The sequence below is a fragment of the Desulfofundulus sp. TPOSR genome, from assembly GCF_011393055.1.
GTDB classification, from domain to species: Bacteria; Bacillota; Desulfotomaculia; order Desulfotomaculales; family Desulfovirgulaceae; genus Desulfofundulus; species Desulfofundulus kuznetsovii.
This window is the reverse complement of the sequence record NZ_JAAOEF010000004.1, coordinates 506,652-519,049: the sequence shown is the minus strand read 5'-3', so window position 1 is coordinate 519,049 and position 12,398 is coordinate 506,652. Positions and strand designations below refer to the sequence as shown.

The following is a 12,398-nucleotide window of genomic DNA, read 5'->3' as shown; positions in this document are numbered from 1 at the left end:
CACGGAAATTAAATGAACCCCCATGAGGGGGGGAATGTCTTGCAGGGATGAGAATTCTTGTGCGGATCAACATTAAGGCATTTGCACAAGTAGCTCTGCTACCTCTACTTTAAATCCGTCGAGAATAGCGGAGGTCACCACTCCCTGGCGCCTCACTTGCTGGTGCAGTATGAACCGGCCATCCTTGTTCAGGTATATTTCCACCGTTTCATCTTCCGGGTCCACGATCCAGTATTCCTTTACCCCGTATCTTTCGTAAACCCTGTATTTTTTCCGCAGGTCATAATAGGCGGTGGAGGGGGAGAGAATTTCCACCACCAGGTCGGGGGCGCCGTTAATTTTATTGTGTTCGATAATATGGGTTCTTTCTCTGGATATAAAGATGATATCCGGCTGGAAGGTTTCCTCATGATTAAAATAAACATCCACGGGAGAAACCAGAACGGTGCCCCTGTTCTCTTTTGCCTGGTAATTCAGGAAATGGCCCAGCAGGCGGACCAGGACGAGTTGGTGAAATGTAGATGGAGAGGGTGTCATAACCAGCTTCCCTCCGATCAGCTGGTAGGGTGCGCCTTCGGGCAGCCTGGCGTAATCTTCATAGGTGTATAACTCTTTTGGGGGGATCTCAATGGAGGTCGGGTTCATTAACATAACCTCCCGAAAAGTAATTACAGGGTGCATATCCTGACCGTTGGGTATGTTTATCCGGCTGCTACTTTAACCTCCTGTGCTTCTATTATAACTGTAGTTTCCTGCTTTTGCATAGTGCCCATTACCGGAACCCGGATCGCACGAATTGGCATAAAAAGTCTACCTGGTGCCGAATTTTGTCGCTCCCGGGCAGGGGCGCCGGGTTTTATAACCCGCCCTTGCCAGGGAGTATTGTTTTTGTTACAATACGGGCAGGGAAACAATCAGGGCAATGGGGCCCCGGCCATACGCTTTTCGAGCGGAGGGCGGGGTTTTATTTTGGCTGCGGAAAGAGGGTTTAGTCAAATGCGCATAGCTCTGGCCCAGTTGAATCCCACCATCGGGGACGTGGGCGGCAACACGGGTAAAATGAGAAAGGTCGTGGAGGCGGCCCGGCGGGCCGGTGCGGATCTGGTGGTCTTTCCCGAACTGGCCGTAACGGGCTACCCGCCCCGGGACCTGCTCTGCCGGAGGGATTTTCTGCAGCGGGTGGAAAGGGTGCTGGTAGAAGAGATTGCCCCCTTGAGCCGGGAGGCGGCCCTTGTTGTCGGTGCCCCGGTGCGGGGAGAAAAGGCGGGCCGGGATTATCTTTACAATGCCGCACTGCTTTATGCGGAAGGTAAGCTGGCCGGCCGCCAGGACAAAAGCCTTTTGCCCAATTACGACGTGTTTGACGAAAGCCGCTATTTCCGCCCGGCCGGGCGAAGGATTCCGGTGCAACTGGGAGAGTGGAGCCTTGGCCTGACCATCTGCGAGGACATCTGGAACGATAAGGACTACTGGAACCGGCAGCTTTACGAGGTGGATCCGGTGGAGGAACTGGTGGCCCGGGGTGTGGATCTGATAGTGAACATTTCCGCTTCCCCATATCACTACGGTAAAGTCGGGCTGCGCCTGGACATGCTCCGGAGCATCGCCCGCAAGTATCACCGGCCCGTAATCTATGTCAACCAGATCGGGGGTAATGATGAGCTGATCTTCGACGGCACCAGCCTGGCCGTGGACGCCGGGGGTAATGTGGTCTGCCTGGCGGGCAGCTTTGAGGAAGATTTGCTGGTGCTGGAAATGGGGCGGCAGAAGTCCGGGGCGACATGGATGAAGCCGGTTGGAAAAGCTGCGGGTGCCGGCTGCAGCACCTGGAGGGAAAATGCCGGTGGTGCCCCCGGTCATGCCAGCACAACGGATTCCTGCGGCAGTTCTCCGGAGGGAGTGGATGCCGGCAGTAACGCCGGTTGCACCCCGTCCAGCGTTGAAGCACCGGCGGCGGTGATCCTGCAGGAGGACATCAGTTACGTTTACCGGGCGCTGGTGCTGGGAATCACCGACTATATGCGGAAGACCGGTTTCAAAAAGGCCGTTATCGGCCTGAGCGGGGGCATTGATTCTTCCGTCACGGCCGCCCTGGCCGCCGCTGCCCTGGGACCGGAGAATGTGCTGGGAGTTTCCATGCCCTCCCGTTACTCCTCTCCCGGTAGCCGTTCCGATGCCCGGAAGCTGGCGGAAAACCTGGGCATTGCCTTCCGGGAGATACCTATCGAAGAAGTGTTCAGCGCCTTCTTAAAGGTCATGAACCGAGACGGTTCCCCCTGCGGAGACCTGGCGGAGGAGAACATCCAGGCCCGCATCCGGGGTAACATCCTCATGTTCATCTCCAACCGGGAGGGCTACCTCACCCTCACCACCGGCAACAAGTCCGAGATGGCCGTGGGTTACTGCACCCTCTACGGCGACATGTCCGGAGGGCTGGCGGTGCTGGCCGATGTGCCCAAGGTGATGGTGTACCAGCTGGCCCGCTATATTAACCGGGAGCGGGAAATCATTCCCGAAAGCGTTTTGGTGAAACCCCCGTCGGCGGAACTGAGGCCCAACCAGGTGGACCAGGATTCCCTGCCCCCCTATGAGGTGCTGGACGCCATCCTGCAGGCATACATCGAAGAGGAGAAGTCGGCTGATGAAATTGCCGCCCTGGGGTTTGACCCGGCACTGGTGCGGGAAGTGATCCGCAAGGTGGACCGGGCCGAATACAAGCGCCGCCAGGCCGCCCCCGGGCTGCGGGTGACCTCCAAGGCCTTCGGCATGGGCCGGCGTATGCCCATTGCCTGGCGGGCGGGGTAGAACTACTGAATCTTGATACGGACCGGTCGGATGGTAACCCTTGACATCAGGGGTTGAATATGTTAGTATTCACCTGCGTGTGTGTGCAAGCACCCACGGGATTTTATGCTGGGAGGAATGTTCATGCTAGGAAGAGTCAAGTGGTTCAGCGCCGAGAAGGGTTACGGCTTCATCGAGAGGGAGGACGGCAAGGACGTCTTTGTTCACTTCTCGGCCATCCAGGAAGAAGGGTTCAAAACCCTGACTGAAGGTCAGCTCGTGGAATTTGATATCGTCGAGGGTGCCCGTGGGCCTCAGGCGGCCAATGTGGTAAAGTTATAAGTTGGGAAGTTATAAGTTGGGGAGCAAAACCCCGGCCCGGTGGGCTGGGGTTTTTGGTATTTTTGCCAGGCGATAGGCAGGAATTCCGGCTGTTTTCGGGAATAATATTAATACCAGGGACCAGAAAGGAGAGGGTACCAGATGAAAGTACAGGTACGGGGCAGAAACGTGGAAGTAACCAATGCCTTGAAGGAGTATGTGGAGAAGCGCCTGGGCAAGCTGGTGAAATATCTGGATCTGATTGAAGAGGCGCAGGTAACCCTCACCGTGGAAAAGGATTCCCACCGGGTGGAAGTAACCATTCCCATCAACGGCATCATTTTGCGGGGCGAGGAAAGCACCGGCGACATGTATGCCTCCATCGACCTGGTGGTGGAAAAGCTGGAAAAACAAATCGAGCGCTATAAGGGCAGGCTATACCGCCGCCTGGGCCGCCAGAACACGGAGGTGAAAGCCGGGGACAATAAAAAGGAGGAAGACGGCCCCCAGATTGTGCGCACCAAGCGGTTTGCCATGAAGCCCATGTCCGTTGACGAAGCGGTAATGCAGATGAACCTTCTGGGGCACAGCTTTTTTGTCTTCTCCAACGCGGATACGGAAAAGGTCAACGTGGTGTACCGGCGCAAGGACGGCAACTACGGCCTGATCGAGCCCGAATTTTAAAGGTTTTACCCTCTAGAAATCCGCCGGCAGCAGCCTGTACTTGAAACCATCCCCGGCGGGTGCTACAATAATACCGGAGTTACTTTGGAAGAGGAACCTTTACGGTTCCTCTTATTTACGAAGGGTGATTTTTATGCTCAAATTGCTGCGCAACTGGCTGGATGACAACGCGCGGGAAATCAAACGCCTGCAGCGGACGGTAGATCAGATAAATGCCCTGGAGGGGGAGATTTCCGCCCTTTCCGACGGGGATTTGCGCGCCAAAACCGGGGAATTCAAGGAGCGCCTGGCCAGGGGCGCCACTCTGGACGACCTCCTGCCCGAAGCCTTTGCCGTGGTGCGGGAGGTAAGCCGGCGGGTCCTGGGCATGCGCCATTTTGACGTGCAGCTGATGGGCGGCATTGTCCTGCACCAGGGAAAGATTGCCGAAATGAAAACCGGTGAAGGCAAAACCCTGGTGGCCACCCTGCCGGTCTACCTCAATGCCCTTACCGGCCGGGGCGTGCACGTGGTCACGGTGAACGATTACCTGGCCCGCCGGGACAGCGAGTGGATGGGCCGGATTTACAGGTTTCTGGGCCTTACCGTGGGGCTCATCGTGCACGGGCTGGATACGGCAGAAAGGCGCAGGGCCTATGCCGCCGATGTGACCTACGGTACAAACAACGAGTTCGGGTTTGACTACTTGCGGGACAACATGGCCATCCACCCGGACCAGCTGGTGCAGCGGGAGCTTTTTTACGCCATCGTGGACGAGGTGGACAGCATTCTTATCGACGAGGCCCGCACACCCCTGATCATTTCCGGCCAGGCCGACAAGGCCACCGATTTGTACTACACCTTTGCGCGCCTGGTGCCCAGGCTGCAAAGGGACGTTGACTACACGGTGGACGAAAAGGCCCATTCGGTCACTCTCACCGAGGAGGGCGTGGCCAGGGTGGAAAAGATGCTGGGGGTGGAAAACCTCTACGACGACCAGCACATGCAGCTGACCCACCACCTGAACCAGGCCCTGAAGGCCCATGCCCTGATGAAGCGGGACCGGGACTACGTGGTCAAGGACGGCCAGGTGATCATTGTGGACGAATTCACCGGCCGGCTGATGTTCGGGCGCCGTTACAGCGACGGCCTGCACCAGGCCATTGAAGCCAAGGAAGGGGTGCGGGTGGAGCGGGAGTCCCAGACCCTGGCCACCATCACTTTCCAGAACTACTTCCGTATGTATGAAAAGCTGGCCGGGATGACGGGCACCGCGGCCACGGAGCAGGAAGAATTCCGCAAGATCTACGGGCTGGACGTGGTGGTCATCCCCACCCACAAGCCCATGATCCGCAGAGACCTGCCAGACGTGGTCTACAAAACGGAAAGGGCCAAGTTCCGGGCGGTGGTGGAGGAAATCGCCCGCCGCCACGCCACCGGGCAGCCCGTGCTGGTGGGCACCATCTCCATCGAGAAGTCGGAGATCTTAAGCCAGATGCTGAAAAGGCGGGGCATTCCCCACCAGGTGTTAAATGCCAAGTACCACGAAAAGGAAGCGGAAATAGTGGCCCAGGCCGGGCGGCTGGGAGCGGTGACCATTGCCACCAACATGGCCGGCCGGGGTACGGACATCCTTCTGGGCGGGAACCCGGAATTTCTGGCCCAGGCCGAGCTGCGCCAGCAGGGGTACGACCCGGCCGATGAGGATCCCCGGGTGCAGGAGCTCTACCGGGCCACCCTGGAGAAATACAGGAAGATTACCGATGAGGAGCACAAAAAGGTGGTGGCCCTGGGCGGCCTGCACATCATCGGCACCGAGCGCCACGAAAGCCGGCGCATTGACAACCAGCTGCGGGGCCGGGCGGGCCGCCAGGGGGACCCCGGCTCAAGCCAGTTCTTTATTTCCCTGGAAGACGACCTGATGCGCCTGTTCGGTTCGGAGAACATTGCCGGCATTATGGACCGGCTGGGCATTGAGGAAGACATGCCCATCGAGCACGGCCTGGTTACCAAATCCATCGAGACGGCCCAGAAGCGGGTGGAAAACCGCAACTTTGACATCCGCAAGCACGTCCTGCAGTACGACGACGTGATGAACCAGCAGCGGGAAGTGATCTACCGCCAGCGGCGGCAGGTTCTCATGGGTGAAAACCTCAAGGAAGTCGTCCTGCAGACCATCGCCCAAACCGTGGAGCGGGCGGTGGACACCTACTGCCCCGAGGGAGTGCACGAGGAGGAATGGGACCTGGTGGGGCTTTTGCATTATGCCGGGCAGCTCTTCCTCCCCGGCCACAAGCTTACCCCCGAGGATTTCACCGATATGGGGCGCCGGCAAATTGTCGAAGAGCTCAAGGAGAAAGCCCTGGCCGCCTACGAGGCCCGGGAAGCCGAACTGGGTGCCGATGTGCTGCGGGAACTGGAACGGGTTCTCCTGCTCCGCATAGTGGATGAAAAGTGGATGGACCACCTGGACGCTATGGACCAGCTGCGGGAGGGCATAGGCCTCCGGGCCTACGGGCAGAAGGACCCCCTGGTGGAGTATAAATTTGAAGCCTACGAGATGTTCCAGAACATGATTGCCAGCATCCAGGAGGACCTGGTCCGCTACATCTACCGGGTTAATGTAGTGCAGGCTCCCCAGCCGCAGCAGCGGCAGATGGTGGAAAACCGCTACCAGGAGGAAGGCCCCCGGCAGCCGGTGCGGCGGGAGCAGAAGGTGGGCCGCAACGATCCCTGCCCCTGCGGCAGCGGCAAGAAATACAAGAAATGCTGCGGCCGGGCGGCGGCAGGTTAAAGCCATCGTAAACATTCGGTGAACCCGGTTGGGTGCGGCGCTGTCCCCGCTCACTCCAGTGCTCCGCGCCGACAGCACCACGGTTCGCTTCGGGCCGGCTCTGGCTCTCTGCGGATTACCATCGACATTGTTATCTCCCGATCATAATTAAACTGACCGATGTGTCACTGGCGGGTGTTTTTCCACTTGCTGTCGTTTGGCGTCCTCGAGAGCCGAGCCGGCAGCCTCGCTTCACCGGGTGCTGTTACCGGCGCTTCGCAAGTCGTTCGCTCCGGACAGCGCCGCACCCCCCTAGCGGCTTTACTGAATACTTACAAGCAATCAAACAACAAGAGGTGAACAGTATATGTATGCCGAACTGTCCCGGGAACTGGAGAACCTGGGCAAACGCATCGAAGAATTGAGGGTTTCTCTTTGACATTGCCCAAAAGGAAGAGGAAATAAAGCGCCTGGAGGAAGCCATGCTGGACCCGGGCTTCTGGAACGACCCGGAACAGGCCCAGCAGGTGACGCAGAAACTGGCCGCCTTAAAGGACCGGGTTGCTCAGTACCGGGAGCTGGCCCGGGTCCAGGAGGACCTGGTTGTTCTCCTGGACCTGGGGGAAGAAGAGGAGGACGAGACGGTGGCCCGGGAGGTGGCCGGGGAGCTGAAGAAGCTGGCCCGGCGGGTGGAGAAGATGGAGCTGGAGGTGCTGCTGAGCGGCCCCTATGACCGGGGGAACGCCATTGTCTCCCTCCATGCCGGGGCCGGCGGCACCGAAGCCCAGGACTGGGTGGAGATGCTCCTGCGCATGTACACCCGCTGGGCGGAGGAAAAGGGCTACCGGGTGACCATCATGGATATGCTGCCCGGGGACGAGGCGGGCATAAAAAGCGTCACCTTTTCCGTGGCCGGACCCAACGCCTACGGCTACCTGCGGGCGGAAAAGGGCGTCCACCGGCTGGTGCGCATTTCCCCCTTTGACGCCGCCGGGCGGCGGCACACCTCCTTTGCCTCGGTGGATGTACTGCCCGAGGTGGAGGAGGATGTGCAGCTGGAAATCAGGCCCGAGGACCTGAAAATCGACACCTTCCGCTCCAGCGGGGCCGGCGGGCAGCACGTGAATAAAACCGAGTCGGCGGTGCGCATCACCCACCTGCCCACGGGCATCGTGGTCCAGTGCCAGAGCGAGCGCTCCCAGATTGCCAACCGCAACGCGGCCATGAAGCTGTTGCGGGCCAAACTTCTGGACCTGGAGATGAAAAAGAAGGAAGCCGAACTGGCCGCCCTGCGGGGCGAGCAGGGGGAAATTGCCTGGGGCAACCAGATCCGCTCCTACGTCTTTCACCCTTACAGCCTGGTCAAGGACCACCGCACCGGGGTGGAGGTGGGCAACGTCCAGGCGGTGATGGATGGGGAAATAGACGAATTTATTGCCGCCTATTTACGGCAGAAGGCAAAGAGTTAGAACCAGTGCAAAGAGCACTGGTTTTTTACAATTTCCCACAATTCCTTGATAATTTTTCCGCATTCCACCTGTATATTTTCAAGTGTGGCGCCACATAAATACTGAATATTTACAGGGAGGAATGGGTAATGAACAAATGGAAGACGAGAATTAGGCACTCAAATAGATATTTAATCGACCATTCTATATTCGAATGGCGATATCATATCTATCGAGTTAACCCTGCTGTTGCCAGCCTACTATCTCCTATCCCCGGAGGGGACTCGGCCTTACTTTTGAACCTGTAAATGAAATCGTAGAGGTTAAGTCTCAGCGGGTTGCACAACTTACACAAAAGAACTTTCAGGCTCAGAGTAAGTCTGCGGAGCTTCGCTCCCACCTTTAAAATGTTCAAAGCGCCGTTCAAATCAGCGTTGAAAACTTTTTTGAGCACATTGTCCCTGTACAGGCCGCGCTCAATTCTTTTACCGGAACACTTAACTTTTATTTCTCCCTGCTTCTCTTTGGCTTCGGCGTACTTTCGCTGAATTTCCAAAATATCATCGGAAAGAGAGGAAGCCTTGCTGGTGTAGGACTCCTCTTTTTCTTCCGCTTTCATACCCAGCTCTTCCAGCTTGTACTTCAAAATATTGATCAGCTTACGAAAAGGAATACTCACGAAATTCTGGTTGGTCACTTTTCCCAGGTCTATTCCGTCTTTGCTTTCCGTAACCCCTTTGCCGAGGTAAACTGCTTTGTGGCCGGTTTCGTAAAGGAAATCGGCCAGGACACGGGCTACTTTGTGGAAGTGAGACTCAATCCAGCGGTCACGGTAATTGTAAAGGTTGTGAAGATAGAGCTTTAACTCGAACAGCTCTTTCGACATGGCATTTTTCCGGGGTTCATCCTCTTCCTGAGCAATTTTGTTGCTCAGCGTATCCATTGCCGACTGCACCGCGGCCTTCTTTTTGTTAAACCAGCAGTTGAAAGACTTGATTTCCCTGCCGGAAATGATCAGGCTTTTTACGTCAGGGCTGGTTGAAATTAGAGAAATTAAATTGTCCATCCCCATGTCGATTCCGGCCAGATGGATAAGCCCGGCCTCCGGTTCTTTGAGTTCCTTTTCGTAAATTACATCCACCCAAACGTCGGAAAGATGATAGACCAGCCTGACCGAGGATACACCTTCCACGTCCCTGGGGAGTTTTATTTTTATTCTTTTCTTGCCGTTCATGCGCAGGCGCAGAAAAAGTGTATTACCTTCTACTTCAAACACGTTGCTGTTGAATTCTGCCGTGACTTGCGTGAGTTTACCCAGCTTTTTGGGTTTGGGCGGTTGCGGCCGCTCTTTATATTTCCCTGGATTGACGCGATATTCGGCCAGAGATGCCAGAAAACTTTTGTAATCTTTGATAACCTGGCGGATAGTGGTCTGGAGGACGTAGTTGTTGTCTACCCTGGCTTTCTGCTCTTTCATCCTTTGGATCAGTTCCTGTAAGTCCGGGTGCTGGATAATCCTTTCGGACGCTTCCCGGAGTGCTTCTTCCTGTTCGGGTTTCTTTTTCGTAGTCTGGTCGGCCAGGAGGGAATAAATGACGCTCTGGTTTAAAATGACCTGCCCAAAAAGAGCGTAATACCTGCTCTGGAAGATTAACAACAAATTACGGAACTGAGCCAGGTCGCAGGCGAGTTCCCTCGCCCTTCTTTTTCTTTTGCTGGAAATCCTGATTCTGATTGCCCGCTTGACTTTCATTTAAGTGCTTCCTCCAGACACTTCTTTATTTTCCTCATGGAAAAGCTGTGGAGTAAAGTGAAAATTTCTAAGGCGTTGTCCCAAAAATCGTGGAAAATGAAGGTGGCGGCCCTCAATCCCCTGTGATATAACAGGGGTAGACAAACCAAACCAAAGGAGGTAACCGCCACCAATGCCAGTATATCACAAGAAGGCTAAAAACCCAATATCCCCTGACAGTTTTTCTAACCTGCCCGACCATGTACAGGTATCTTTGAGGGAAGCTATAGGCAGTGCCAAGGATGGCCTCCTGGCCCTCTCCATTACCGTAGGACTGAATATTCTTAAGGCCATGATGGAAGCTGAGGTGGCCGAGATAGTCGGACCTAAAGGTAAGCACAACCCAAACCGACAAGCTGTGCGTCACGGGAGCGAGAAAGGCAGCGTGGTTCTGGGCGGTCGGAAGGTAGCTGTCCGACGGCCTCGGGTACGCACCACAGACGGCAGAGAAGTAAGGCTTAATACCTACGAAGCTTTCCAGGACGAAAGACTCATTACCGAATCGGTTTTAGAACGTATGATTTGCGGTTATCCACCAGGAACTATGAACACGGACTTGAACCCGTAGGCGAAGAGGTACCCGCTTAGGGGATCTCCAAAAGTACCATCAGCCGGCGATTTATCCATGCGACTCGCAAGGCTCTGGAGGAACTGCTCAGCAGGCTTTTGGGGGACAAACGCTTTTTGGTTCTGGTAATTGATGGGGTCATGTTTGCCGGCCACACGGTGGTGGTTGCCCTGGGCATCACGGCCGAGGGAAAAAAGGAAATTCTGGGTTTATGGGAAGGAGCTACGGAAAATGCCACGGTTTGCAAGTCCCTGCTTGCCGACCTTGTAGCACGTGGCTTGAAGGCGGAAGAGGGGATACTGGTGGTCATAGACGGCTCCAAGGCCTTGAGGCTCGCGGTCAGAGAAGTTTTTGGGGAACGGGCTGTGGTGCAAAGGTGCCGGGTGCACAAAAAGCGTAATGTATTGGAACACCTGCCCGGGGAAGCTCGGGGGTGGGTGGGTAAAAAGCTAAACCAGGCCTGGGCAGAAAAGGATCACCGCAAGGCTCTGAGTGAACTAAACAGGCTGGCCGACACTCTTGAAGAAAAGTACCCCGGGGCGGCAAGGAGCCTGCGTGAAGGGTTGGAGGAGACACTTACCATAACCCGGCTGGGCTTACCTGAAACTCTGCGGAAGAGCCTATGTTCGACGAATTTGATAGAGTCAGCTTTTGACAAGGTTAGGGTTGTTACCCGGAACGTAAAGAGGTGGCGCAGTGGGATGCAGGTTTTGCGCTGGGCAGCAGCCGGGCTACTTCAAGCAGAGAAGGGGTTTCAGCGTCTCAAGGGATATCGAGAGCTACCTTTATTGGCCACAGCGTTGCTTGAAGTCATCACTACTCCAAAATCTTCCATGGCAGTGAAAACAGCTTAAAAATCGCGAAAAAGGGCACTACCGAAATTCCACGATATTTAGGACATGTTCAAAAGCAGTGGAGGCCGGTGATGAAGCCCGGATTAAAGAACTGCTGCCGCAGCTTTTGAAACAACTGCAGGAAAGAAACAGGGAGTTGCATGAGGTGATGTTAAAAACAAATCAATAGACTGGTAAATGTACGGTAGATCCGCTGCGTATTAAACAAAGGCACGGCGTTGTCCCATGCGGAAGCCCAGGGTAGTTGGCGGGACAACGCCGTGCCTTTCTAAAGTAGATAAACCGGCCGGCCTTTTCGCCGGCCGGGCTGCAGGTGTATGTGATTGTCATGCTCATCATGCCTTGTTAATCTGCAACTTAACCGGTATTGCTCTGATAATCAGCTGGTGGTTATCGTTTTCACAATTTCCCATAATTCCTTGATAATTTTTCCGTATTCCACCTGTATATATAGATTTAAGTATGGCGCCATATAATTGCTAAATATTTACAGAAAGATAAAATAACCTGCATGATACGGGTTAAGGAAGGTGATTGCAAGTGCGATTCAGGAAAGCCATATTCCTGGTGATGGTCCTGGTGGTTTTTGCCCTGCTCCAGGGCTGCGGCAAGGGAAATAACAACGACGCCGGCAATTTACCTCGCAGCGAGCAGGCCCCTCAAAATGCCCCCCAGTGGGGCGGGCCCGGAAGACGGCCCGATTTGCTGGGTCAGGTCAAAACCGTCCAGGGTGACAAACTTACTGTTTTTAAAGTTGAGGATACTTTCCAGAACTTATCGGAAGAGGAAAGACAGGCCCAGGGCCGCCAAATGCAGTCCCTGACTCCTGAAGAAAGGGCGAAGTTGCGGGCGGAAAGATTCAAAGTGAGCAATGAAACGGTGGAAGTTACCGTCCCGTCAGGTACACCTGTCTTAGCACCTGGAAGTCCCGGCGAGAAAGCTGCGGAGGTGGACATTTCCAAAATCAAACAGGGCGATATGCTGGAGATATGGTTGAAACAGGAGTCTTCCACTGATGGGAAAACAACGGCCGGGTATATACGGATCATGCCGGAAGGGAAACCGCCTCAGAATAACGGTGGCGGCCCGGCAGAAAATGGCCGCCCCGCCCCCGCTTCGCAAGCTACATAAGAACGGTTCTGCTGGCCGGGGGTAAATGACCGGGAGGGGGATTATTCCTGGTTTGAGCTGTTTC

At 55.5% G+C, this 12,398-nt stretch carries 8 protein-coding genes and 1 pseudogene; 7 read left to right on the top strand and 2 right to left on the bottom strand.

Annotated elements, in window-relative coordinates; all coding sequences use genetic code 11:
* Positions 1-72: 72 nt before the first annotated feature.
* Positions 73-645, bottom strand: coding sequence for a Uma2 family endonuclease (locus G7K71_RS18215; RefSeq protein ID WP_166349471.1), 573 nt, complete (start codon positions 643-645; stop codon positions 73-75).
* Positions 646-996: 351 nt separating this feature from the next.
* Here G7K71_RS18215 and G7K71_RS18210 point away from each other — a divergent pair, with 351 nt between their 5' ends.
* The 5 genes from G7K71_RS18210 (at position 997) to prfB (ending at position 8,010) form a co-directional block, all read left to right on the top strand.
* Positions 997-2,805: an NAD+ synthase gene (locus G7K71_RS18210; protein ID WP_166349468.1), complete on the top strand. Its 1,809-nt coding sequence runs from the start codon at positions 997-999 to the stop codon at positions 2,803-2,805.
* 117 nt (positions 2,806-2,922) lie between these two features.
* The gene (locus G7K71_RS18205) at positions 2,923-3,126 is read left to right on the top strand and encodes a cold shock domain-containing protein (RefSeq protein ID WP_279286382.1); all 204 of its coding nucleotides are present in this window, start codon (positions 2,923-2,925) and stop codon (positions 3,124-3,126) included.
* Positions 3,127-3,267: 141 nt separating this feature from the next.
* On the top strand, positions 3,268-3,789 hold the full coding sequence (gene hpf, locus G7K71_RS18200) for a ribosome hibernation-promoting factor, HPF/YfiA family (RefSeq protein ID WP_166349465.1): 522 nt from the start codon (positions 3,268-3,270) through the stop codon (positions 3,787-3,789).
* Positions 3,790-3,922: 133 nt separating this feature from the next.
* On the top strand, positions 3,923-6,562 hold the full coding sequence (secA, locus tag G7K71_RS18195) for a preprotein translocase subunit SecA (RefSeq protein WP_166349462.1): 2,640 nt from the start codon (positions 3,923-3,925) through the stop codon (positions 6,560-6,562).
* A gap of 346 nt (positions 6,563-6,908) precedes the next feature.
* A protein-coding gene (gene prfB, locus G7K71_RS18190) for a peptide chain release factor 2 (protein ID WP_166349460.1) occupies positions 6,909-8,010 on the top strand; the annotation gives its coding sequence in 2 pieces (ribosomal slippage) (positions 6,909-6,977 and positions 6,979-8,010; 1,101 coding nt in all).
* 208 nt (positions 8,011-8,218) lie between these two features.
* Here the strand turns inward: prfB and G7K71_RS18185 are convergent.
* Positions 8,219-9,742, bottom strand: a complete 1,524-nt coding sequence (locus tag G7K71_RS18185) for an RNA-guided endonuclease TnpB family protein (RefSeq protein WP_166349457.1) — start codon at positions 9,740-9,742, stop codon at positions 8,219-8,221.
* A gap of 331 nt (positions 9,743-10,073) precedes the next feature.
* Between G7K71_RS18185 and G7K71_RS18180 the strand changes: the two are divergent.
* Positions 10,074-11,203 (top strand): annotated as a pseudogene (locus G7K71_RS18180) (IS256 family transposase).
* A 540-nt stretch (positions 11,204-11,743) separates the two neighbouring features.
* The gene (locus tag G7K71_RS18175) at positions 11,744-12,334 is read left to right on the top strand and encodes a hypothetical protein (protein ID WP_166349454.1); all 591 of its coding nucleotides are present in this window, start codon (positions 11,744-11,746) and stop codon (positions 12,332-12,334) included.
* Positions 12,335-12,398 lie beyond the last annotated feature (64 nt).

What these genes read in the sequence shown, in the direction of transcription:
- secA (WP_166349462.1), top strand. Translation starts at nt 3,923, where the DNA reads ATGCTCAAATTGCTGCGCAACTGGCTGGATGACAACGCGCGGGAAATC.
- G7K71_RS18215 (WP_166349471.1), bottom strand. Translation starts at nt 645, where the DNA reads ATGAACCCGACCTCCATTGAGATCCCCCCAAAAGAGTTATACACCTAT.
- G7K71_RS18205 (WP_279286382.1), top strand. Translation starts at nt 2,923, where the DNA reads ATGTTCATGCTAGGAAGAGTCAAGTGGTTCAGCGCCGAGAAGGGTTAC.
- G7K71_RS18210 (WP_166349468.1), top strand. Translation starts at nt 997, where the DNA reads ATGCGCATAGCTCTGGCCCAGTTGAATCCCACCATCGGGGACGTGGGC.
- G7K71_RS18185 (WP_166349457.1), bottom strand. Translation starts at nt 9,742, where the DNA reads ATGAAAGTCAAGCGGGCAATCAGAATCAGGATTTCCAGCAAAAGAAAA.
- hpf (WP_166349465.1), top strand. Translation starts at nt 3,268, where the DNA reads ATGAAAGTACAGGTACGGGGCAGAAACGTGGAAGTAACCAATGCCTTG.